18 protein-coding genes are annotated in these 24,398 nt (G+C 51.4%); 4 read left to right on the forward strand and 14 right to left on the reverse strand.

Features of this window, described 5'->3' with window-relative positions:
- Nucleotides 1-72 precede the first annotated feature (72 nt).
- Both ACPW75_RS14240 and ACPW75_RS14245 read left to right on the forward strand, forming a co-directional pair.
- Entirely contained in the window at nucleotides 73-1,023 is a 951-nt protein-coding gene (locus ACPW75_RS14240) for an IS1595-like element ISAeca5 family transposase (protein ID WP_279962591.1), read from the forward strand.
- A gap of 56 nt (nucleotides 1,024-1,079) precedes the next feature.
- Entirely contained in the window at nucleotides 1,080-1,436 is a 357-nt protein-coding gene (locus tag ACPW75_RS14245) for a hypothetical protein (RefSeq protein WP_425904317.1), read from the forward strand.
- A 309-nt stretch (nucleotides 1,437-1,745) separates the two neighbouring features.
- Here the strand turns inward: ACPW75_RS14245 and ACPW75_RS14250 are convergent, their stop codons facing one another.
- The 9 genes from ACPW75_RS14250 to mads1 form a co-directional block, all read right to left on the reverse strand.
- The gene (locus ACPW75_RS14250; protein ID WP_165822980.1) at nucleotides 1,746-1,919 is read right to left on the reverse strand and encodes a hypothetical protein; all 174 of its coding nucleotides are present in this window, start codon (nucleotides 1,917-1,919) and stop codon (nucleotides 1,746-1,748) included.
- Nucleotides 1,920-1,986: 67 nt separating this feature from the next.
- Entirely contained in the window at nucleotides 1,987-7,569 is a 5,583-nt protein-coding gene (mads8, locus tag ACPW75_RS14255) for a methylation-associated defense system ATP-binding protein MAD8 (RefSeq protein ID WP_077095962.1), read from the reverse strand.
- Nucleotides 7,566-9,239: a methylation-associated defense system protein MAD7 gene (gene mads7 / locus ACPW75_RS14260; protein WP_077095963.1), complete on the reverse strand. Its 1,674-nt coding sequence runs from the start codon at nucleotides 9,237-9,239 to the stop codon at nucleotides 7,566-7,568. The genes mads8 and mads7 overlap by 4 nt, the downstream gene beginning before the upstream one ends.
- Nucleotides 9,239-13,402: a methylation-associated defense system protein kinase MAD6 gene (mads6, locus tag ACPW75_RS14265; RefSeq protein WP_077095964.1), complete on the reverse strand. Its 4,164-nt coding sequence runs from the start codon at nucleotides 13,400-13,402 to the stop codon at nucleotides 9,239-9,241. The genes mads7 and mads6 overlap by 1 nt, the downstream gene beginning before the upstream one ends.
- A complete protein-coding gene (gene mads5 / locus ACPW75_RS14270; protein WP_077095965.1) occupies nucleotides 13,402-14,805 on the reverse strand; it encodes a methylation-associated defense system restriction endonuclease subunit S MAD5 in 1,404 nt (467 codons plus the stop codon). The genes mads6 and mads5 overlap by 1 nt, the downstream gene beginning before the upstream one ends.
- Nucleotides 14,802-15,455, reverse strand: a complete 654-nt coding sequence (gene mads4, locus ACPW75_RS14275) for a methylation-associated defense system protein MAD4 (protein WP_143238971.1) — start codon at nucleotides 15,453-15,455, stop codon at nucleotides 14,802-14,804. Before mads4 ends, mads5 begins: the two co-directional genes overlap by 4 nt.
- On the reverse strand, nucleotides 15,455-16,792 hold the full coding sequence (gene mads3 / locus ACPW75_RS14280) for a methylation-associated defense system AAA family ATPase MAD3 (protein WP_077095967.1): 1,338 nt from the start codon (nucleotides 16,790-16,792) through the stop codon (nucleotides 15,455-15,457). The genes mads4 and mads3 overlap by 1 nt, the downstream gene beginning before the upstream one ends.
- Nucleotides 16,789-18,831 carry a methylation-associated defense system DNA methyltransferase MAD2 gene (mads2, locus tag ACPW75_RS14285; RefSeq protein ID WP_218668659.1) on the reverse strand — a complete coding sequence of 681 codons (2,043 nt, stop codon included), beginning with the start codon at nucleotides 18,829-18,831 and terminating at the stop codon, nucleotides 16,789-16,791. Before mads2 ends, mads3 begins: the two co-directional genes overlap by 4 nt.
- On the reverse strand, nucleotides 18,824-19,039 hold the full coding sequence (mads1, locus tag ACPW75_RS14290; RefSeq protein ID WP_077095968.1) for a methylation-associated defense system helix-turn-helix domain-containing protein MAD1: 216 nt from the start codon (nucleotides 19,037-19,039) through the stop codon (nucleotides 18,824-18,826). Before mads1 ends, mads2 begins: the two co-directional genes overlap by 8 nt.
- A 795-nt stretch (nucleotides 19,040-19,834) precedes the next feature.
- Between mads1 and ACPW75_RS14295 the strand changes: the two genes are divergently transcribed.
- On the forward strand, nucleotides 19,835-20,419 hold the full coding sequence (locus ACPW75_RS14295) for a hypothetical protein (RefSeq protein WP_143238972.1): 585 nt from the start codon (nucleotides 19,835-19,837) through the stop codon (nucleotides 20,417-20,419).
- A 25-nt stretch (nucleotides 20,420-20,444) separates the two neighbouring features.
- Here the strand turns inward: ACPW75_RS14295 and ACPW75_RS14300 are convergent, their stop codons facing one another.
- The 4 genes from ACPW75_RS14300 to ACPW75_RS14315 are packed head-to-tail and all read right to left on the reverse strand — an operon-like array spanning nucleotide 20,445 to nucleotide 22,574.
- On the reverse strand, nucleotides 20,445-20,729 hold the full coding sequence (locus ACPW75_RS14300; protein WP_077095970.1) for a hypothetical protein: 285 nt from the start codon (nucleotides 20,727-20,729) through the stop codon (nucleotides 20,445-20,447).
- Nucleotides 20,716-21,195 (reverse strand): putative molybdenum carrier protein, encoded by a 480-nt coding sequence (locus tag ACPW75_RS14305; protein WP_218668660.1) that lies wholly within the window; start codon nucleotides 21,193-21,195, stop codon nucleotides 20,716-20,718. Before ACPW75_RS14305 ends, ACPW75_RS14300 begins: the two co-directional genes overlap by 14 nt.
- Before the next feature lie 34 nt (nucleotides 21,196-21,229).
- Entirely contained in the window at nucleotides 21,230-21,874 is a 645-nt protein-coding gene (locus ACPW75_RS14310; RefSeq protein WP_077095971.1) for a hypothetical protein, read from the reverse strand.
- Nucleotides 21,875-21,893: 19 nt separating this feature from the next.
- Nucleotides 21,894-22,574 carry a hypothetical protein gene (locus ACPW75_RS14315; RefSeq protein ID WP_205744194.1) on the reverse strand — a complete coding sequence of 227 codons (681 nt, stop codon included), beginning with the start codon at nucleotides 22,572-22,574 and terminating at the stop codon, nucleotides 21,894-21,896.
- A 115-nt stretch (nucleotides 22,575-22,689) separates the two neighbouring features.
- Here ACPW75_RS14315 and ACPW75_RS14320 point away from each other — a divergent pair, with 115 nt between their 5' ends.
- Entirely contained in the window at nucleotides 22,690-22,920 is a 231-nt protein-coding gene (locus ACPW75_RS14320; RefSeq protein WP_077095972.1) for a helix-turn-helix domain-containing protein, read from the forward strand.
- A 455-nt stretch (nucleotides 22,921-23,375) separates the two neighbouring features.
- On the opposite strand, the gene ACPW75_RS14325 is transcribed toward ACPW75_RS14320, so the two are convergent.
- Entirely contained in the window at nucleotides 23,376-24,392 is a 1,017-nt protein-coding gene (locus ACPW75_RS14325) for a replication protein RepA (protein ID WP_425904318.1), read from the reverse strand.
- Between the last annotated feature and the right edge of the window lie 6 nt (nucleotides 24,393-24,398).

Genomic DNA, 24,398 nt, shown 5'->3' on the forward strand with positions numbered 1-24,398 from the left:
GATTACCCATGATTAGCAGTCAGTTACCACGAACTATACTGATCTTACGTACAGTTATCGAGGTGCGAGATCATGGCCAAAAGCAAAGTCCAATTCCAGAAAGGCTACAGCCTGTTTGATTTTTTCAAGGACTATGGCACTGAAGCGCAGTGCGAAAACGCGCTGCTTGCTTGGCGTTTTCCGAACGGTTTCATCTGTCCTGAGTGCGCCAACAAGACCTGCTGTCGCCTGAAAAGTCGGCCACGCGTGCTGCAATGCAATAACTGCCGTCACCAGATGTCATTGACTGGAAACACGATTTTTGCAAACACCAAACTCCCACTGACCAAGTGGTTTCTGGCGATGCAGCTGCTGTCACAGACCAAAACTGGCTTGTCAGCGATGGAGCTAAAGCGCCAGTTGGACGTCAAATATGACACCGCCTGGATGCTCAAGCACAAGCTGCTGCAAGCCATGAAAGAGTCCGATGACAAGCAGCCCATCAGCGGCATCATTCAGCTCGATGATGTCTACTGGGGTGGAGAGCGCCGTGGTGGCAAACGAGGTCGCGGCGCGGCAGGCAAGACGCCGTTTGTGGCAGCAGTAGCCCTGAACAAGGAAGGGCATCCAATCAAGATGCGGATGACGGTGGTCGATGGTTTCAAAACCAACGTCATTGCTGATTGGGCAAAACGGCATCTTGCTAGTGGTAGCGCGGTGATATCCGATGGATTGGCCTGTTTCAAAGCGGTCAAGGAGGCCAATTGTGAGCACCTGGGTGTTGTCACCGGGGGCAACCTTGATTTGCTGGATCATCCGGCATTCAACTGGGTAAACACGATGATAGGGAATGTGAAGAACTCGCTGCGGGGCAGTTGCCATACGCTCGGAGCGAAGCATTTACCAAGGCATCTTGCGGAATACTGCTTCCGGTTTAATCATCGTTTTGACCTCAAGAGCATGTTGGTTGAATTGGGGCATGCAGTCGTGGCAAGCCCTCCGATGCCATATCGGCTCTTGAAGCTGGCTGAGGGTCATGGGTAATCAGGTTATTCAAAGAGCGCCTGATTGACAAAATTCAGCAACATCATGATTTCAAGGTGCTGCCAGGCAAAATTCAGTCGAGCTTCTTTGATGAGTTAGCTGCACTCCCCCTCTTCGGCACCAACAACTGTTCAGTGGAGACATATAACCCAAGGATACGCGGACTCGAAAAACTGGCCGACAGTTATCGCAGGGTCGCCAACAGCATTGCCCTGCTGTCGGAAATAGATGAACTGGTCATCGATGATGCGTTCCAACACAGCATGCCTTTGCAACAGCAAAAGAACCTGATGCGACAATTGGCTGCTCAGGTTGATGGCCTGATAGGCGCTATGCGCCAGACGCCCTCCGGCACGTCTGAGCGTTTTTTGCTAAGACTGCAGGGAGCGAGCTTGTTGAGGCAATTAGACTAGCTGGGAGTTGCCTGCAAGATCAATAATGACTTTCACAAAACCATCCAAGATGATGTGGCGCACCACGAGGATGGCGAGAGCACACAGCCCTTTCTGCCGGATTTGGCGCAGAGCATGACACTTGCCATGCTCTGCGCCATGCTGGTTCTCTTCAACAATGGCCAGGTCGTTGAATGGAGCTACTGCCGCAGACTGCTTCAGGAGGGAAGAAAAATTCTAACCCCCTGAGATAGGGGGCTGATTTGCACAATAGCCCGAATGTAACAGCCACGATGGTCTGAGTATCAAGCCACTGGATCTTTGCTTGTACTATTCGCAAAAGACGCTGTGCTCATTAGATTTACCACCATGCTGCGAGTGCTCTAAACCACCCATTACCTGGGGCTTGTTATCAGGCTCATCATCAGAGAACGCCGCCCGGATCTTTTTGATTGCCTCAAGCTCTTGTTCTTGAAGGCCGCCATCCCAAATTTCGATTTTCAAGATAATTCCCGATTTATAATTTCGTTAGTTACCTGCTAGTACCACGAACAACACCCAAACAAATGGCTCAATCTTTTACCGCCACGCGTGTTGCCCCACCGTGCTGCGTGACTCTGGGTCGGCACCGAAGCTTTACTGCCCCTTTGGAAAATGACTCGTCGGTTGCTTTGCTTGACCACACGTAAGCCTCTCCAGCTTTCAACTGTGCCATTCGTTCAGGGGTCAGGTTGCCAAGCGCAGCGTTCGCTTTCTGGATGTGCTTCAGCCAAGCAGGAGAGTTAAACTTGTGCATGATGATCTGACTAGATAGCTCGATCAGGCTTACCGGCACAGAGGGCGGGTCTTGGCTCGCCACCATGATGCTGACGCCCTTATGCCGCATTTCTCGCACCACTTCGATGAGCCCGGCCACTAGGTCAGGGCTTTCGATGTACTTGTGAGCCTCATCAAACACCACCAATTTGTTGAAGCTTCGCCCATCGATCCGAGCATCTGCAAACAATTGCAGAAGCACGACAAATAGGCCGAGAGCCTCGTCCTTCTCGATGAATTCGTCTCGCAGGTCTACGATGATCAGTCGGCCTGGTCTCACCACTTCAGTGAGCGAGGTGCCGTCATTAATGTACTCGGCGGCCAAGTCGAGACGCATCCGAGCCAGTTCCTTGAGGTGGTCGGGTACCGACGACGCATCGATCCCTGCACGCAAGCCCTCAAGGGTGATGTCATCGCGCATCGCTTTCATGATGCGCATGATCTGACGGATGTAGGTGGCCTGATTACCCACAGCACCCATCAAGAACTTCCAGTGCGAAGCTTTCAGTTCTGATGCAGAGAACTGCAAAGGTCGCACCTCAATATCCGGGTATTCTGCTTGCCGCTCTTCAATCTTGTCCGCAGGTACAAGGAGCAAGACATCCGCAAGCGCCTTCGGCTCTGCACCATAAACATCTTTTAGCGCACGAACCTGATCTTCCACATTATTGGCACCTACCATCGATGTGAACTCGGGCTTGTAGTCCATGGTTGGGCTGTAGTGAAAAATCACTGTAGAGAGCGGTTCGGGCAAACAGTTAATACCAGGGATCGCCAACGAGGCCATCTCCGCAACACTTCCCAATGTATAGCTCTTGCCGCCGCCTTGAACACCAAACAAGCTGATGGTGTGAGTCTGATTAAGATCCAATGCAACTTTTCGTCCTGTTACCTCACCCAGCAGGCCGTATTGTGGCGTCGCGCCTGTCGCTCCAAGCATGATGTCATAGGTAACCTTGTAATTGGGGGGATCGCATTCCTGTGGCAGAACTCTCGCAATAAACTCACTTTCGGGGGTAACCACATCTGAGGCCGAAACGGACACAAGCGATTGTGCCGACTGTGAATCCGGTTCCTCGTCTTCCACAGACGAAGATGTGGACTCAACACTTGGAGACTGAGCGGCTGTAATCGACTGGCTGGCATCCTGCACTACAGAGACAAGTTCTGGTTCTGACTCATGTACTTGCACACGGGAAACCACTTCGGGCTGTTTGTAGATAACCCGAGGGCTGTCATCCCAAGCAAGAGTTCTATCTCGCTGAGGACTAAGAAAAGCAGCCGTCTCAAGCGTGGGAACGGCCGGAGCCAACTCCCTACGGCGAAGCAGATCGAGCGTCACCTCTCGAGCCATGTCGCCAGAGCTCATAGACTCGAGGCTGGCCAGAGTATCGGTGTCCGTCACAGCCGACTCCACCAACTGCCGAATTAGATCACTACCTATACGATAGAACTCGATGCCATTCTCATGCTCTGCTGGCTCAGTACCTGGTTTACTGAAGTCAAACACTACGGCGCTTCGCGTAAACTTCAGCGTGTAGGGGCTTTCATCTAGGTGTCGCAAGAAGTAATGAGCTTCTTTGGCCACCTCAGGTAAAACAACACCATAGCGTTTTGATCGATCCAGATAGAAACCCAGCAATGCCACAAGATCTCGATTTTTGATTGGCCGATCAGGACGGTCCACCTCGGCCATCTTGGGATCAAAGTGGTAGGCTAACACTCGCTCCGACTGAGCAATCTGATCCGCGATCGAAGCCTTCAACTGTATGTAGGCCGCCACATCCCCCACCTGACTGTAACACTTAACTTCGACCAGTCTGCAAGTCACCTCTCGGCTGGCAGGATCAAGATCGAACAGGGCAAGGTCGGTCCGACGGAAGCAGACTTCATCTCCCATCTCCTCTGCGCTCAACTTCAAAGCCTTATAAAGCTCCAGATGCGCATCCAATGGCACCACGACTTGGTTCTGGAAAACACCTTGGTGTTCCAGGAACAATCGTGACAACGCAAGCCCCATCGCTTCGGCACGCTGAGACGAAGAGGACAACAGCTTCAAGGCCAACCGTCCGGACAGCGAGCGCAGCTGATCTAGCATCACCAAGGCATGTCGGCCTGTGTTGGGTAAACCATACTCACCCAATATAGGTACTAACAAGGACTCAAGCTCGGCAACAGATCGTGACGTAATTGCCAAACGGTGGCTCATCGCGTTCGCCATATCGGGAGAATGATCAATCAGATAGTCAGGCCGCGTGGCGTGCCGTCGATGGTCAAAGAACTCAATCCCCAAGTTCCGATCGATCGTTATTACCCAGTCACTGACCTCGTGGACCTGATGCAGTATGGCTCGCTCGTTGGCGGACAAACTCAATGCGACCACAGGACGTGCGTGTGGTAGGTATTGGCTACGAGCTACCGTCGCCACAGCGATAGATACTGCTCGAGAAATGCTCCCCATAAGATCGGATAGCGCCTCAGCCCCACTCAAAGGCTGTGCGACACCATGCAGTGGACGACGGAGCCAAGTGATAGACTGTTCATCTTCCAGATAGTCCACCGCAAACGGTTGAACAAGACCGTGGACAAAAGATGAGTCATCGCTGTCCTGAACATCAACAGCGCGAATTTCCTCCGCCGGGAATAGGTCAAACAAGAATGATAGATGTGCTGCGTGCAGATCCGGGGCATCGCGAAACTCCTTGATCGCCCGTATAGCCAACCGCAACTTGGGGTGCAAATGACTGTCGGTCGGTGTCGAAAACGCGTCTGCCTCTTTGGCGTTGGTTCCTGAGTCTGGAGACAAAAGATCCAGCAATGCTTCTCCTGTTGATGGGCTTGCTGGATCAAGGACAAAGAGGCGGATATCGTAACGCAGGTCGGCAAACTCAGGATGCCGCTGGAGTGCCAATAGCACCTCGGCTAATGCCCCTGCTCGCCCGGCATTGAACGCATTGATCGTCAAGGTCTCGACATATGGATGCTGCACAAGATAACGCTGCACGCGAGCAGCCAGATACGCACTATCAATGGCGGCGCCTCCGATAGCAGGTTCAGGTAAACCGAGTGCGGCGCATACCTCACCAATCAGCCCGCGAGGATCTTTCTCATCAGTTGCTGCGTACAATGACCAGAATGGATTGATATTGTCCACCGCCAGCGCCGTCCGTCCCAGCTCCTCGCCAAATGGAACGACTGGAGGGAAAGCCGCAGGAGCAAGCTGTTTGAGCACCGCATCGCGGGTGGGAACAACGAACTCCTTACCGCTCAACCGGCTTTGCTCCATCCATGTCTGCCCGAGATGACTCCAGGTGGCATGCCAATTAGCACGCAACGGATGCGTTGGCCCTAACAGGACGGCATCGCGACGCCTGCCTTGGTAGTCTTCTAACACCAAAGCTACTGAATCGAGAGTGAGTAAACATCGAAGCTCATCCATTGCCTGCCGCGCAATGGCAGCATCAGTAGAGTTAGAGCGAGTGAGCACCGCATTAATCCAAGCCAGGTAGGCATCTGCATAGTTTTGGGCCGATACCTGAAGATCTAGAAAATTGCAGGCTTGCATGATGAACCGCTTTTCACCATTCAAAACGGAGGAGAAAAACTCCGTTCGAGCCTCTCGGAACCTCGTCACCTCGTCGGATTCTGGCCATTTGAACGATGTCGTAGATCGTGTGGCAACCCCAGTAGCATTTATGGAAAGCCTCAGACGGTTTAGGCTATCAGGCTCATCAAGAAAGGATCGCTCCAGACTGGCCAATTGGCTAGACACGAGAACATTCGCTTTCCCCTCTTTACCCAAACGAATTTCCAAGGTCTCACCGCTAGCCAAAGCCTTGCTACTGCGAGTCACCCATTCGCAGTCGATCACAGTAACAGAACCTGGATCGCGATCTTGGGCGACAGCCGCAAAACGCGCACGCAGCAACGCATGCATCAAGCTTGCCTCGCGCGGGACAGCACGTTGTGGAGGCTCTACTTCGACCTCGTCATCGGTAACAACGTAAAAGAGATCACTCTCGTTAGGACTGGCATATGTCTCCGATGCATCACTATTAAACCGAACAGGATTACCTTCACCATCTGCGAGCGGAATGCGATCACCATCTTCAGTTTCTGCATACACACGTACGTAGTGCCAACCTTCCTCCCAATCGAGTTTGCCAATCGAAGAGAAGGCAATCGAGCCTGAGTCCTTGCCCTTAGCCCACGCCGCCTTACGTCGCCGCAAACCAGTCGGCCCGTTGTCACGCGACACGACCTCTGCCACAAACCGGGACAGCCCCTCCACTTTGGAAGGCACGGGATCAACCCGGAAGGAGACACTGAACTTCTTAAGCCCAGTTTTAGAAATTGGTAATACCTTGTGTCCAATCAGCTCGGCTAATCGAGGGTCATCGTTGTCATCTTTCACCACCGGCAGATCCGGCAGCACAACGTCACTGATATAAATAGAGTCCGGATTGACGCCACCATCCTCGAACAGCCATTTGTTAAACGCTAGGGGCCAATTCACACGATCGCGAACAATAGCTTGAGTCCAATCTCTGGGGTTGGAGACGCCTACACGTGAGAGGAACTCGCCCAATTGCTTGCAGAACAAGGGGTCTCGCAACTCCAACTCAAGGGCTCGCACACGCTCAGTCTTGGTTGACCAGGTGATATGCTCGACACACTCACGGTTGCGAGCCACCCTAATCGGTGCACGCTCTGCTTGCTGGAACAGCTCAAAATCTGGCACCAAGGCCAACTCAAACAGTGCAGCCCCCATAGCATCAGGATCAAATTGATTAACTTGACAGGTAAGCAGGTAGCGCGCCACAGCAGCATCGTCTGCATACCACCAACGGGAATCACGTCGTCGCAACTCACTCAAGCATGCTTCTACGGCTAATCGCAAATTAGCGGGGATCTGAGCAATCAGTTGTACATTCAGTTCCGCATAGACACCATCAACCGCAACGTCTTCAAACGTTGCAACGCCAAAAGAGTCTTCGGCCGAAGCACGCAGATCGTTCGGCACGAATACCAACAACGGGGGGCGAAGTTCTTCATTAGGAAGCGGGTTTCGTAGTTCTACCAGCTTGGTGCTGCTGACAGCGAGGTCCGGCGCCCTCTCTCGCAAACTGTCGTCAGCTAGAACAACAATATTTGCTGACGGCACGGCAGCCCGTAAGCCACCAGCTAGGCGGATCATTAGGTCTCGCTCCAAGTCGGTGACCCGCATGCAGTGTCCAAGGTCACGGGTGGCAAGCAGTTGAGACAACTTGGGGAGTAATACCGATTCAAGAGCCGCATTTAGTTCTTGATTAGTGAGTTCACGCAGTCCCTGGCTCATACACCTGATCCTTCCGTTCTTTCTGCGATTGTGTAACGAGGTACGACGGTCTGAGTCACATAGGCATCAGAAAGGTCTCGATAGAAACCAATTTCGCGAAGGCGCCCTGTGAAAGCTTGAACATTACTTCGCAAGGCTTTCCGTTCTTCGATGGTTGGCGTAGTAAACCCCTCACCAGGAGGTAATTGATCGATGTAGAGACCGTAACGTCCACGGAGGAATGCTAATAGATCATCAATCCGCATCTCCCCGGTGAAGTATCCCTGCTCACCACCAGGTCGTAGTACGGCAATCTGTAGCAGCACCTCTAACAGGCGGCTCTCAAGCACAAATCTCCGAGGAGCATTTCTCGCGCGGGTCTGAGCCAGAAGTGCTCCCGACTTGTTTTTCAACATAGTCGCGTCCAGCGACTCGATAATGTACTTCCGGTGAAAGGATCCACGCAGAGCGACAAGAATTTCGATGTAGGTCTCGAAGTCCGAGAGCCCCATTTTTGTAATAGCCTCGATCTCGGTTTCCAGCCCCGCATCACCTTCGGACAAGGACTCCAAAAGCCCGGCCAAACGTTCACCGAAGAATTTGTCACGTTCTTCAGCGAATGGCTCACCTTGCAGACCATACAGCTCACCCACCGAGAACACCGAATTCAAAGGGCGGATCAACTTGCCTCGTCGAACGAGATGCTCCGAGAATTCGTCCAGCTTCTTGGCTACGAAGTACGCACGAACAAAGCCGGGAATGCGCCGATAGTAGCCGTCAGTGCTGCGCTCAGCCAAAACAGCTGTTGGCGATTCCGCACCGCCTGACAGGTCAACAAACAGACCGAGCTTATAAGGGCAATCACTCTGAGGCTCGCGTTGCTCGCGGGGCTTCATAGGGCATACCGATTCGGCGCACAGCGAGTTTGCGCCCTCAAGCTTCTGCCAGGCAGGCAGTAGCTTGAGCAAGCGAAGATGATACAGAGCCAAATGGAATGACAGCAGCACCTTCAGGTACTCCACCATCACCGAGCGCGGCATGAAGGGCTTGTAGAACAACAGTCTCTGGATATCCTCTGCCATCAGGTCGGCTGAACCGATACACACGGGTGCAAAACGGTCACCGCCTGAGCGCGTGTCCGCAGTATCCTTTCGTTGAGACAAAAAGTGCAGAAGGGTTGCGGTCTCGATATCCGTATTAGTTTTATCGTTAAGCTCGCGAGTCAGCTTGTCAAAGCCGTCAAAAAAAAAGCTTTTTAAATGTTCGATAGCCTTGTGACCAGCAAGATGGCGAGCATGATATAGCATTTGATACAGATGCTGAGCCGCACCATAATCTCGCGAATGTTTAGGATTACGGAAACGGTAGGTATATCCATGCAAGGGGCGAGGGCCTGCCACCGCAGCATTCTTTTTCCCCCTGTTGACTATGTCCATCAGGTGCGTCTCCACCCAGCGTTCCACTATGTCTCGGTGCTGAGTGAAGCCCAAGAACTTATCGCTGGCATCGAGAATGTCATCTACAAATTTCTCCACCGTCAGTTCTCGCTTATCGCGAAAGACGCTGGGGTAACCACCATGCTCCAAGCGCTCAAATAGTCCTGTCAGTACACGGTCCATTTCGATGGTCTTGAAATCGAGATAACTGATCTTAGGAAGACGAAACTCCCTATCCTTCTTCTGTAATGCCATCAGTTCCCCCTGACGCCGCTTTCTGCGACTTCTTCTTGATACAAGCCTGATACCACCCCTTGCAGTAAACGCATCTCAACGCGACCATCGTCATGGCGTGCTAAACGATAAAAATCGTGGCCAGTAGTAGTCAGTAATATTTCCCGATAAGGCTGTGCATTCAGGCTGTTCTTGAACACCCCAAGGCAAAGATAGAAGCCCTGCATTTCTTCAACGCTAGGCCGATAGCCTTCATTTAGGCGCATCAGCATCTCAAACACATCAAGGTTGATGATTAACTCACTGGTAATAGCACCAACACCTTGCCCCTGAAACTTCAGGAGTAGACCTGTCGGTAGGTGCTCAACGAAACGAGCCTTGGCTGCAAAATCCAGGACTTGAAGTCCGAAACCCCCGACAGGGAAGAGGCGGTAACTACGCACAGTTCCATGTTCAACCTGGCGTAATTGCAACGCCAAGCTGCTACCCAACCGCTCTGGACGTTGTAGCCCTTCACCTCGGTTAATCGCATGGAGGATTTCGCGGGTGACGTCCTCAATGGATGTATCACCTCGCACTATCTCCACCATGCGTTTAGCTGATCGATACGGCAGCATCTTTTCCCAACTGGCATCGCGTCGCTCGAAGAAATGCTTGCGGCGAGCCATGGCCACATACTCGCGATGCTTACGAGCCCGCTGTCGAACTGTTGAGTCAGATAGACCTCTGGGCAGGTCACCGAACAAGCGTTTCAATACCTCGAAATCAAATTGACCTCGACGCTCAAAACGGAACAAAGCACGATCATCAGGCTGAACAAAGTCCAACCCGCGGTCGAAACAAGGATCCTCCTGCTTGCCAACATCAAGCTCACGCAAAAGTGTAAGCAGACGATCCGAGGTGATGTCGCCCCCCCCCATCCAACTATTGAAGTAAAAGCTGCCGGCTACATCATCATGCTTACCAGCACTGTAGAGGGCATGAATCTCGCTACAGTCGCGGTTGCCAATCAACATGAAAGAGAGAGCTGAACGCAGATCTCGCATCGTGATATGCAAGCGTCCACGGAGGTGTGCCATCGTGTACAGAGTTTTTAAGCGTTCCAGAAGACGCGGGCCTGCGATCTCATCTTGAAAACTCCGTGCGTTGTGTAATGCGTAGCAACTGTTCTTCAAGTCGCATTGTTCACAAGCTGACCAGTTACTGGGCTGCACTATGCTTCGCAACGTGCGTTCCAAAATGGACCCACCATCAACATCAGCCACAACACTTCGCAGGTTGAGGTTCACCACGGCTACACCAGACTCAGCTTCACCGGTTGAGAAAGCACGACGAACGAGCGCTGTAAGTGCCGGAAAGTCTTGCTCATTGGTTGCCAAAAAATCGACCAACCGACCTTCATTAATCGCAATCAACCGAATCTCTTGTGGCTTCCATGCCTCGGCATTGCTGCCTTTAAATGGGGCCAAGAAGTCCAATAAAACCTGGTTGTTGTCCTTGTTACCTTCATCCTGACTGCCGTCATAGTTGATCAAGTAGCGCTTATCAGCCAACGCCAGTTCACTACCATTGGCAAAGTCACGATTAGCTGAGCCACCTCTGGCTTCAACTTCCTTCTCCAGACGTTGTAAAAATGCCGTCTTGCCATCGCCAGCGTTACCCGAGATCAGCACGAGTCGGAATTCACCCTGCAAGACAGCAGGTAGCAAGGCGCGATCTAACTCGGTATCAACATAAGTCGATACCCCCATGGCATCCATGCCCCGAGTTCCGGCATTGCTTCGACGGCTTTGGCTATAAAGAGTCCGAAGGTATGAGACAAAATTATTACTGTTTGGGTCAGAGCTCGACAGAACAGCATGGCCCGTTCGTACCGATGTTGGCATAACGTTCAAGTTGATAGGTTGAATGCGTCGAGCATGACGCACTTCTGTCAGTGCATCCCGAAAATCAAGCGCAGTGTGATAACGCTCAGTCCGGCGAGGGGCAATGGCTTTTAATACCACATTCACCAACTCCGGTGCCAAATCGGCAAAACCAGATTGCTCACGCGGATCGGGGGCTGGTTTATTGATAGGAGGTTCTGTGGTATCCCATGGATAGCGGGAGGTCAGCGCCTCGTACAAGGTCAAGCCTAAGGCATACAAGTCACGGTCAGCGCGCTCACCATTGTGCGGAATGACCTCAGGGTCAAAGTCAGGCGGCAGATAGCGCCTGGAGCCCCCACCTCGTGACTCTTTGTCATCGGCTCGGACCGAGACATTAAAATCGATGATCTTGGCGCCTTTTTGAGTCCACAAGAGGTTGCGAGGCTTGATGTCACAGTGATGGAATCCTTGAGCATGCAAGTGAACAAGACCCTCGATCACCTGCTTACCTAGCTCTAGTGCGTCCTCGGGTGACAACAAACGATCGTGGATCATATCGCCAACATCAGATCCCTCTACATACTCGAACACAAGGAAGGGAATATCACTACCAGGGATGACATCCGCATCCAGTACTCGAACGACATGAGGGTGCTCGGGAATGAGAACAAGGTTGCGGTATTCCTTTTTCAATCGATCCAGGGTCGAGTACCGATCACTGATAATCAGTTTCACCGTACGTGCCACATCTCCCAAGGTATCAATCACTTTGTAAACCACACCAAAACTACCGCGTCCCAGCTTCTTTTCGATGATGAACTTATGAGTCAACCGGTAGCCTGCAGCCAAGTTTAAGTAGTCAGGTTGATCATCGCTGGTTGCCGTCGGTTCAGACCTAGGCATTTCGACTGCGTTGACCACAGGTTGTGTTGCGGGCTGCAACAAGGTATCCAGTGCAACTAATGCGGCCGAGGCTGAAGGTCTATCGTGTGCCTCGAATGCACACAGGCTCTGTAACCAGGAGTCGAACGTATCGTTCAATTCTGGTCGGAGATCAGAGGGCTTATTCAGGAACTCAGCTGAGCGATCCCATACCGTACTCGGTTCACCTGCAAACGGTCGTTCCCCGGTGAACAACTCATACAAAATAACGCCTGCTGAAAAGATATCGGATGCGGCAGATGCCGCACCTGGTTCCTGGTACGCCTCTGGTGCTACGTAGGCTTTCTCCACCAGATCGACGATATCCGTCGCAATTGTCAGGCTACGGTCAACTTCGGGTTTGGCAAAATCAAAGTCCGTAATACGGGTTGTACCATCCTGGCCGATCAATATTGCGCCCGGCGTAAGGTTGCGGTGTAAAACGCCATGTCGGTGAGCATGAGCCAGTGCAGCCAGCAGATCTTTGGCGACACGCCATTTTTGATCTGATGTTAGTGCCAACTGTGGGCGTGCCAGATGAATTGTGAGGGCTTGGCCAGGGGCATCCTCAAGGATCAGGATGAAAGACTTGTCGTCATCGGTCGGGAAGAAATCTCGCGCCGCCACGATGTTGGGATGCAGAGGCAACTTGGACAGTGCCCGGTAAGCATTAGCAATGCGGTTAGTCTGAGCCTTGCGCTCGTCTTCAGGCAGATAGGGATCCGCTTGGTAAACACGCAAGCGAGCTGTTCCTCCGGCGAAAGCATTTTCGGCTCGGAATTCGGTATAGACCTCTGCAGCACCTAGCTTTTCTTTAACTTGCCAATGTCCAAACTGCGGCACGGCCGAGGCAGGCTTTACCACCTTCAGTGCATGCAGGATCAAGCTTTGTTGCTGCAGGATGTTTTTAGAAAAGCGAGCCGGAATGCGTGTGGCATCCTTGAAGTAGCGCTCGGCATCCTTCAATTTCACCACCCGACCCACATCGATCTGTTGGCGATCGATCAAGTGCGCATCTGGCGCGGTGAGCAAGATGGCAGCATCGACATAGATATCATCTAACTCGTTTCGACCAGGATGAGACTGAGTGATCAATCCCTTGACCGTTCGGGCATGGCCACGCAGTTTGCTTAATGGTGAAGGGAATGGAGCTCGCCCTTCCGGGTACCACTTGTTGCCATATACATCGATGGAACCGCGTGTACCCTTCACGTCAATAAGGAACAGGGCATGTGGTGTCAGTAGTGCAATATCGATTTCAAAACGCTCGCCATGGCGCTCGATTTCAAAGTTATGCAACAGAATATAGTTTTCTGGCAAGCGATCCCGCAGGTGGGCGATTGCTGCGCGTTCTGCATCATTGACCGGGTGGCCTACAGGAATCACTTTGGCCATCAAGCATCCCCTCTAATCAACTTCTCAACTTCTTCTCTCGCTTTGTCTTCCAAGTGAATTGCGCGCTCACGCTTAGACCAAGCTTCTAGAATACGATCCCCGAATTCACGCCGCTCCGACTCTTCAAGCCATGGTATTAGCAAGTTCTCAACGTCGTGTGGATGTATATGCGGAATAGATCCGCCTATGGGGGTTCGCACCAACAACCTATAACCAGCAAAAGTCGAGAGAAATGCAAACAAATATGCCGCATCAGACGGATGGTCTAGGCGAACCTGAATTTGAAGATCGGTCGCGGCACAATTGTCCATTGAGCCGGACGTCATGATGCATCGACCAATCAGACCGCCGATTTGCCCAAACCCCTGAATAAGCACCCAGTTGGGCTCTAGGACACATTCAGATATATTTGGAGTCTTCGGGGAAACAAAATATATAGGCTTCGGCGCTATTGAAAAAAGCTCCGATCCTGTAATAAATCCATAACCCCATTCGGGTCCATCGACCTTGATGCGCCTGAACATTCCAGGTTTAACAACCTTCGCGACGTCTGCAATCTTCCTATGATCTAAAGACGTGACTCTCTTTTCGATCTCTTGCACTTGCGCATCGTGATAGGTGGCTTCGAGTCGGCCTGTCGACAACACTTCGTTGACCGACACGGAGAATCCCAACTTCTTGGCTTTATACGATTGGAGGTCTTGCTCGCGCAGATTCAATCTTTCCGAGAGTTCCGCTTTTACGTCCTCGATTTCTGCTGATGCGCTTGCTCGGTCGTCCGACGCTTGATCAACCAAAGAGGCGATATAGCGCTCTTGATCACCGGAAAATCTGGGAATTGGAACAGACGCAATATGCTCGGGTTCGATATGCTGAATGATTGCGCCATATGTTCCAGAAACGACAAGCGGAACGCCGAAGCTGCTGGAAAGGAATGCAAACAAGTAACCAGGTTCAATTTTTTCGGCATCCGGAACAACTCTTAGCACGTGCTCTGAGCAAGCCAAACCCTGCATGTCTCGACGGGAATACGCCATGCGACCGATTGTCCCCGACCTAGTTACTAGGACCCACTTCTCGCCAATAATGAATAGTGGGTTTCTGTCTATTTGCTTTTTAGATAGCAGCGGCAAGTATGACAAGTCGACGTTTTGAATATCTGAACTACCGAGAAACGGCACGCCAAAATCGGGGGCGTCAACCCATAAACGGCCTTCGCGGCCTGCATGAAAAATTCTCTCGGTCACCTCTGAAAGAGGCTGTTTCACGGCATTAAGTGTTCGCAATAGGTCGCGCGACTCAAGCGCGCCCGACATATATGGGTTGCAATCCAAGCGTCGGCCACCTTCGTTCAGCCAACCAGACTTAACGATACGGGCGTTTTTAAAACTCGCGAAGGTCATACTTCCCCTCCTATCGGAAACCATGCCTGAAATGTTGCATGCATCTCCGCAAACGCAGCATCAGTACAGCCTGCGATCGAGATACGTTCAGCAAGCTTCTCGTAAATTGCCGATGAGCGCGGCTGTCTGGTCTGCCTTAGTATCCACTCTGCCGCCTCCTTGGGCCGTGGCGGTTTCACCGCATCAAGCGGCCACCACCCGGTATCAGCCAGGTGTTGACGAAGGTTTCTTTCACCTCGATAACCCAGAACCGTTGCCACATGCGGTTTGTCCTGCCACAGCCAATTTTCCAGCTCCGGATCTATGGCAATCACTTTGATCGCATCCGCCAACCAGCCGCTGGCAATCAAGTTGCCCGTGATGTGGTTCACTATGACTTGCTTGCCAGGTGAGCCCTCCCATTCGCAATCCAGTACCACCAGAGCCCGATGATGACTGTTCTGGTAGGGGCGCAGCAGTTCATGGCCTTTGGTGTAAACACCGGGATCGTTACCACCTTCATCAACAAGGAGGTCAGCACCTACATCCGTATTGATTTCGAAAGGGGAACAGCCGAGGCTAAGGTGCCAGCGGTCACGTTTGAAATAACCACGGAAAGTGGCGGCCATATTACTGTCGGCCACCAAGATGACACAGGGGCGTTTGTTCATTATCCCAATACCCCCGCCGCAAACAGGCTGCCCAGATCGATACCCCCTCGCCACTCCTGCAGACGCGGGTGATCGGTACCGGCAACCATCTCAACGCCCGAATCATTGGCAAGTCTGGAGCACACTAGCTGATCGAGCTTGGCGCGAGCCAGCACCACGGGCGAATGCGATGAGACCCAAACCTGACTGTCATACATGGATGAGAGCGATTGCAATACGGCTTCGATGGCACGGGGATGAATACCGTTTTCAGGCTCCTCGGTTACCAGGATGGCCGGTTGCTTACGAAGGTATGGCAACAGCGTCAAGGTAAGGATGCGCAACGTGCCGTCTGACAAGCCCGGTGATGGCACCTTGTAGTCACCTTTATAGCTGACAACAAAGTACGCATGGTGATCGTCTTCTCGCTCGCGAACGTCGATATCGGTCACCTGGGGTAACGCCGTTTGAACGTGAGCAATCCAATCGGCATAGCGTTCACTACGATAGTTGGTAAGCGCTTCGTCTAGCGCACCTTCTCGCTTTAGCTCGAGTGCCAGCCACGGGATGTTTCGGCCATTCGCGGTAATCACTTTGGGTTGACCAGGTGGACAGGCTTGACGGAGCGCCGACCAATCAGGATCCAAAAAAACAGCCTCCGTGGTCAATAAACCATGTAACCACCGGGCGGCAGGGTAGCCTGCCTCAGATTCGAAGAGTACTCGAGGCATGGCTAACAGGGTGTCAGGCAATCCCACTTTGGCTGAGTTTGCCTGGGGCGTTTCTGGCGTAAATTCAGATTCATAGCCAATTTCGCGTTTTAGCGTGAGGTGCCAGTGCTTATTCGCTCCCGCATAGATACCATGAAACCCAGCCTGACGGCGGTCTGGCCCATTGGATTCAGGAAACATAAACAAATATTCGTAAGCAACCTGCAGGGATTTATCAACACCAATCCGTAAACCAATCTCGTAACGAATGTGCGTCGGCCACTGGCTGCGGTCTTCTTGTAGAGCTTGACGGGTACGTTCGCTACGTTTTTTTGCAAACATGCCTTCCAGCACTTTGGATTGCACCATGTCTGGTAAGCGCGCTTCAACGGCCAGTGAAAAATCGTCACCACGACCAGCGAACACCAGTTCATTCAGACTGCTGGCGCGCGCCGGATGTTCAGGCCGCCGCTCCATGAAGGGAGCGGACACGTTATTGGCGCGCAGTAACTCCCCTAGCAGCACAGGGAGATCAAGCAGGGTCGTTTTGCCTGAGCCATTGGCGCCGACAAGAACACGAAACTCGCCGACATCAACACCTAAACGTTCAAAGCAGCGATAGCGAGTAGCTTCCAAACGAGTGATCATTTGCATGGCTCCGGATGCTTGGCTCGGAACTCGGCATAAGCTTTGGCGATCTCCGGCAGGTCATCATCAAGAATGCGCTCTTTGCGATGCAGAGTACGCACCTGCAATCCACCACCGATACGGACTTTCTCTTCGTAAGTCACATCCACCAGTATCTCTTCACCATTTGGGTGGCGCTTATATAAGGTGTTTCCTCGTCGATCAAACCCGACTTTCTCAGCAACAGCCATAAACACCGGGTAGTCTTTCTTCTGGCCCAGGTCTTCTGCTTGGATCACTTCCGCAGGCTTACGCTTGAGGAAAAGCAGACTAGTGAGAATATTAACGTTGGCTTCGACGATGAAAGACTCGACCGGTAAATCAATACTCGCCAATACCCAGCAATGCCGAAGTATCCAATAGCGGATATATTCGTCTCCAGGATTACCCAAGATACCATCGGGTAGGACTATCCCCATTCGCCCACCAGGTTTGAGCCATTTGACGCAACGCTCAATGAACAACACTTCAGGAGATACGGCCGGTTTGATAGTGTTGCTCATCACAAAACCATCACCCTGTCGATCCCAGCGGCGAGCCAGTTCATATTGCTCCAAGATGGTCTTCTCAGTGACCGGAATATCTGAGCCGAACGGTGGGTTGGTCATCAGCACATCGATCGTGCCAAGAGGAATATTCTCTTTTGCCGGTTGAACACCAGGCAGATGCCCCATCGGAAACTCAAGAGAGTTCATATGGTACAAGTGACCCAAGGAGTTACCTGCCATCATCACGTTCATTTGTGCAGCACGAACTAAGAATGGATCAAAGTCAGCACCAAACAGGTTCTTGGCGGCGTAGTTAGCAAGCCGATCACGAATAGAGATAAACTCTTCGGTATTTTCGCTACCTGCGCTGATGCGTTTTTCTTCGTGGAAGACCTTGTTCAGATAGTTCAAGGTCTCAACCAAGAAGCCCCCCGTACCACAGGATGAGTCCAGTACACGCTCGTGTTCTTTGGGAGCAAGCATTTTTACCACCAGACTGATGGCACCGCGTGGCGTGAAGTACTGACCGCGATCACCACGCAAATTGGTACCAACAATCTCTTGGTAAGCCGTTCCCTTGGCATCAACATCAGTACGACCAAAGTCATAACGGGCAAGCTCAGAAACGATAAAAGCTAACGCGCGATCAGACAGCGTTATCTCTTCGTTACCTTTGAATAAGCCATCATATTTCTTTTTGACTCGTTCAAAGAGAGGTCTGATCCTGGCTCGGATCGCCTTTTGGCCATAGGGTTCAAATGGTTCGAAAGGGCCAACGTAAAATACGCGAGCTTCGTTGGGCTGCTGCTCATCGAACATTTTACAGAATATTAGATACAAAAATTGCCAGAACGCGGCGTCTTTTGGCATCCCTTCATTACCGTGGATATAGTTGTGGCAACGACGAAAAGCCGTGCGCAACATCACCGGATCTGCTCGTCGCATTCTCCCAATGGAACGCCCTTCGACACTGAATGTGTCATCGCCCATAGGCCAATCACCGATAGGAATCAGATCGGTGTCGAAACGGCTAACCTCCTTTTTGAAGAAGAAGAACTCAAGACCATTAGTCCAGAGACCGTAATCACAGCTTTCAACTTCAGCCATGACGACGTCCAACAGCTCGAACTCCTTGCGTGCCTCGTCAGGGTCACGCATCCGGTAAGCGCCTTTAGTACCAATTTTGGGTTCTTTTTCAACAACGACCATGCGATACAAGTTATCGACGGTATGAGGCTGCCCTGGCTTGAAAATCGCAAGATCGAGTTTACGGTTCTTACCCTGAGCTTTAAGTTTGAAGTCAGGCTCGATGTCTTCGGCTGCAATGCCGTACTCGTGAATGATGGCTCGCGCAATGCGCTGACGAACCTGCTCCTTATCACTATCTTTTACTGGTTTGCCAGTGATGTAATCAAAGATCTTCCCTTCTTCTAGCGCACACTCAGGGGCTTTGCTCACTTGAGCCTGGTCGTTCATCTTGTCGTTTTCCTGATCGGAGCGCTGCTTATTCACTACGAGGCTCCTTGTTGTCAAAATCATCACTACTAGAGGCGGCTCCACCGGCTCGCACCCATGCATCAACGTCTTCTTTTTTGAATTTCCAGAAGCGTCCAACCTTGTGCCCAGGCATGCCTTTGGCTGTTACCCAGGTGTAGATGGTGTCTTTGGCAACACCAAGGTAGTCAGCAATTTCATCGACAGAGAGCCAACGATCTTCCATAGAGACATCCAAGCAAAAATGTATCCCAGCGTTTGGGGGTATCAAACAAGAGTCTACGCCAAGCAGAACCGTCCTGGTAGGGTTTAAACGGGTTTAAACGGGTTTTATCGGGAGATGGTTCCTACTACTGATGGTCAATGTAACTACAATGGGTGTAGTGCCACATTGCTGCCAACCTGTAACCACATTATCACCACCATCCTTGCCACAATCCCAACACTCTATGACCACAAACCTGCCACACTGTTACCACCGTTGTACCACAGTGTTCACACAGTAGATGCCGTACTAATTTGATCGCATTGACAAATTTTCTGGTCACAAATAGCCCATTCTCCGTTACTCCCTACTCTGGGCGCATGATAGGCAATAACAATCAAACGGGTTGGAATGTACGTAATCAGAAACGAGTTTTTTGGTATCTCACTTTGCGCCCGAACAACAACAGTCGCGGGATGAACGTACCGCGACTAACGGAAAGCACGTGCGCTTCTGTAGGGAGTAACGGAGCATGTGACCAGTGCACGGCTATTGCGATCAGTGTGAATCCGGTTGGAAACTGTGGTGATTGAGATCAGCACCTCGTTGTCCACTAATTTTGGCGGCATGGCCGCACTGTAATCCGAATGCAGCCAAGCGCACTGGAAACAATCCAGGCATTTGTGAATATGAACACATCAAAAAACACCCATATGAGTACAATAAACAGCCTCATTGTGTTATTCCATTTATAAACAATGAGTTAATGCGGTTTTTGCATCATAAATTCAATTTTCTATCGGGATAACTGAAGACATGGATATGAAGTTGACACCCTTCCTTTTGGCTTGTATCGGTATCACTGGTCTAACTGGTTGTGCAAATGAATTAAAAAAGGTCAACGATACCTTGGCGGGCGTAAACCAGGTATTGGCAGCTCCAGCTCAAGGAGCAAATGCGGTGAGCAATAGCAATACCCTATCCGGCGCACCAACTGCTCAACCTACTGCAGCTCAGATCCAAGCGTTGGACATACAACTCAAGACCGCTACAACAGACAAAAATCTTTTGGCGGCAAGAGCTGAGGCTGAACCAACTATCAAGAAGGTTATTGGCACATTAGCCTGCTTCCCTGACACCAACCCAGGTAAATACCTAGGCCCCTATCTGATGGAGGGGGTGTCTTATAGTGTATTGGCGCCGATGAGTGGTATGCACTATCACCCGCAAGAGCAGTGTCTGAATGTTGCGCGGCTTGATAATTGGTCTATGCCTGCGAAAAATGCCATTGCATTCCGCGGGGTCTATGTGTCTGGCGCAAGCGATGAAAGCAAAGAGTATCGCTACGAACTGGTCAAACAGTCAGATGGGGCCTGGCTTTTCAAACGCGCAGGATTCTAACTGTTCGGGGGGCGACGCCCCCTGATTAACGAGATGTTTTGTCGATCATTTTATCTTTTTGCCAGGAAGCTCCGGCGGCTAATGCCTCTTCTTGACTTGCATAGGTTTTGTTCATTCCACAAATAGTTCGATGCGACGAGTCGCCACCATAAGCAACCCATAACTCCCAGGCTCCTTCTTGATCCTGACTGGGTATTGCAGCGTAAGGTTGATGACCTAGAACCCTTATCGCCACATCCAGCTCAGGCCTTATCGTCAGCTCCCCTGAATAAACCGATAAGGTTCCACACCGAATGTCATTGTTCTTCATTCATCTTGCTCCAGATCTCATGCAGCAGAGCCCTGCTATCACGATAAATATCTTTGGCTCTAGCTTCGCTTGGCCCTGCGATATTAAGGATCTCAATCTGGTGTTGTTGCAACCAAACGCAAAATCCGGGGTACTGTTCATTAAAAGGACGATCTAACGCCCACTCGAAACAAGGTTTACTCAATTGAAGTACGAACCTCTTCGTGAGCAGACTGCCGCCAATCAGCATATCTCGGTAGACAATCAGGGTGCCCGAGCTATCTTGCACATTGCGTTTAGTTCGCTGACTGTACCCCGGCGATTCTGTTTCTTGCAGAACATATTTAGGATCAAGCACGCCGTCCGCAGCTTTGCGCCCTTGGGGACACCAACCACCATGCTTGATCCTATTGGCGATGGCAAAATCCAACGCTGCACGATCTACTCCAGTTTGCCCACCTGATATAACCTGTCTTATCGGCTTCACTTGCAACTCTCCAGAGCAGATTGCTAACGCGAACCTATTGTGTTGCCAAATTACGTATCCAAAATCGACGATCATCAACCGTGAAGTTAGGATCATACCCGACCAGCGTCAGCAAGGATCCAACATAATAAAGTCCAAACTGGTTCATCAACCACTGCTCCATAACAGGATCACTTGGCAGCTTACTGTAGGGTGGCACAGGCCCCTCGCCGCGAACTTGGCCAGTGGTATCTCCAGATATAGAGAAACTTTTCCAAGTCAATACAAAGTTATTCGATTGCTTGGGCAACTCTGATGCGCAGAGCGATACCTTGTCAAATCGCTCGGAACGCTTGGCATCATGCCAAAGTACAGCATCGAATTGGATACAGTCGCTCGCCTTGAGTTTTAGACTGCGGGTTAAGGTCATTTGATCGGCAGGGATCTGCAGATTGTTGATCACCACCTTGGGCCATTCTGGCGCACGACCATCTGCTGAAAGGTTTTGTCGCAATGCATTGTGGAGTTGTGTTCGCAATATGCTATTACCTACAGAGGCTGTTATGGGTGCCATTTCACTCTGACTTGAACCAGTGGTTTTGCCGAGTCTGTTCAACGAATTGAACGCACCTTGCATATCAGTTGCAGCGCAGCCAGCTAACAAAAATGGTAAAAGCAGTACACTTGAATGTATTTTCATCGCAATCCCTCGCAAGAGTTTAATTGTTGAAGATGGCACTAAGCCGCGCACACCAGCTTTCAGCTGCTCGACGACTCATCGGAAAATAGAGCCGTGGCTGCAGAGGATCAGCCACTTGCAGTTCAATAGCGAAATTCTTTGCTCGCACAGTACGCTGGAAAGTTGGGACGCTCATGCCGCTAGCATTGACCTGACGACTCCCCCCATTCATCTCCATGCGCTCAACTTCACGCCAAGTCATTTGCCATCCGAGCAACCAAGAAAAGTCATAGATGCGCCAGGTTTCGTCGACAACCGAACAGACAGCAAGCTTGCGATGGGAGCAGTCGAAAACCACGAAACCAGGAGCGGGGTAACCAAGAAGATGGCCGGCATCGAATAGAAGACCCAGTTCAGCGTTGATTTTGGCGACCAGCGCTTGGCAGCGCGATCGAAGGTAGGCCAGAAAGCAAAAAGATAACGTAAAGATCGCAAGCGAAACCAACAAATAGAACATGGACTCACTGGTCAGCAGCCCCAAAATCGATTCCTGCGACGAGCGCGCGGGACCGAAGCCAAACGCAGCCAGCAAAAGAATCAATGTAAGACCAACACTAGCAAGACCAGAAAGCCCTGCGACAGGAACAGCTAGAGCTGCAGCAACGCCCAATCCAGCCGTTTTCCAAACACTCGCCATATCTGCTCCCGCATTGCTACTCATATGGTTCATTCTATGTCGAGAGAAAAGAAATGTCACTCATAGAGGGTGCACTTATAGAGCGTGGCCTTATAGCGAGGGTACTCATAGAGTCAATTCTCTTTAAAAAGAGAGAAATATGGCCCTCGATCCCAGAGTACGTTTCGGCTTGAAGCTGATTGAAATAAGAAAGACCAGAGGTTGGTCACAGGAGCGTTTGGCGCTAGAAAGTGGTCTTGCCCGCAGCTATCTGGGCGAAGTCGAGCGCGGCAAGCGCAACATTGCGCTGCTCAATATATTCAAACTGGCCGAGACACTGGAGGTTGAACCATCAGTGTTGTTCGAGGCTCCAGCTGTCGAGCAGCATTAATCTCGACCGTAACATCGTTACGTTATCGTAACGATGCTGACCGCTCCTGATAACTTGTCTTTTCTACTCCCCTACATAATTGATGCTGCGCGTCATCCAACTGCTACTGACTTGAAGTAGAGCTCAATAGCGAAAGGGAATAACGAAACCTCGACAGGATTTCCACAGCAGCACAGGTTCAACTACTAGTTTTTAATAGATACTAGAAAAGCCTAAAAGCAGAGCTACTAGGAGCCGTTCCCCCATATCGCTGAATCCCAAACCCAGCGGGGCTTGCAGACGATTTTGCAACATCTGAAGCGGGAGCGATGTCACGCGAAAGCGGGAGTGATGTCACGTAAGAGCGGGAACGGTGTCACGTGAATAAGTTCGGTAATCTTGCTCTAACCCAGTACTGGCGGGGCTTTCAGTGAGCGGGAGTGATGTCACGTGGATAACCAAGAGAACCTACAGGCTTATCGCCTCTTTTTGGTGGCTGCGATATGCAGACGGGCTGGAGTGAGGATCAGATGATCCTTGGTTTCCTGAATGTGCCGGGCTGCCTCGGGATAGAACAACAGAGCCTCTTTCAGTCGTTTTCGGAATGACTTTTTGAAGTCTCGCATCCCTTGTAGCGTATCGGCGTAACCAGAACCAAACTGCATCATTAAGCCAGCCCATGGCACCTGAGCAAGCCGCTTGCCGCCTCTGGCTTCCGCCACGTTCAGGCAGAACATGCGGTAAACCAGCCATGTGTAGATGTCCATTGCCAGAGGCGATTTCTTGAGTGCTTGCAACGCCTCCATCCTGATCGGTACGGGAGCGCTAATCAGCCGTTTGAAAAAATCCGAGCTTAAGGTAATCGAGCTTTCCCATCCGCGCTGTTCCGCATTGCAAACGTTCCAGAAGACGAACGCCTCTTCGGTGATGAGAATATTTCTGACGCGCCCATCTAAGCTGTTGACGGAGATCGTTGAATGAACTAGACGCAAGCTCTGATCACGCACTCGAGCAATGTACCGACCATCATTGTGCAGATCGAGTTTTTGCAGGAATTCAGCCTGCGAGCGCCCCAATGATAACTCTGGACTGTCGGTTCGGACAGCTTCTGTACACATCCACGCTAGCAGAAGACGCGACAGCCCACCGTACGGCATCCCGTACTCGGGATTGGCTATGATTGAAAGGGTCAGCTTACCCGTGCCACGTTTAAAAAAGTTGGTCTTGGGGTCTGTATGAGGAAGCGTGGCCTGCGCCAGAAAGTGCGCAATATAGCCTGTCGCACCTGCGCTGCGGGCCTGCTCTAGCTCAAGCGCCAGAGATTCATCTATCAAGTGACGAGCCCGTGGTGTCAAAACACAGGTATCTTCGCTCCGTTCCCAATCAGAGAGCCCCCCCACCCCAGAGGGAGTCGGCCCCGCCACTTCGAGTTCACCCTGCTTAGCTACGCAATCCGCAGCTCTTGCATCCAGCAAATAATCTAGGCTGTACACCAATGC

The sequence above is a fragment of the Aeromonas sp. FL131 genome (genome assembly GCF_049860615.1).
Taxonomy (GTDB): domain Bacteria; phylum Pseudomonadota; class Gammaproteobacteria; order Enterobacterales; family Aeromonadaceae; genus Aeromonas; species Aeromonas hydrophila.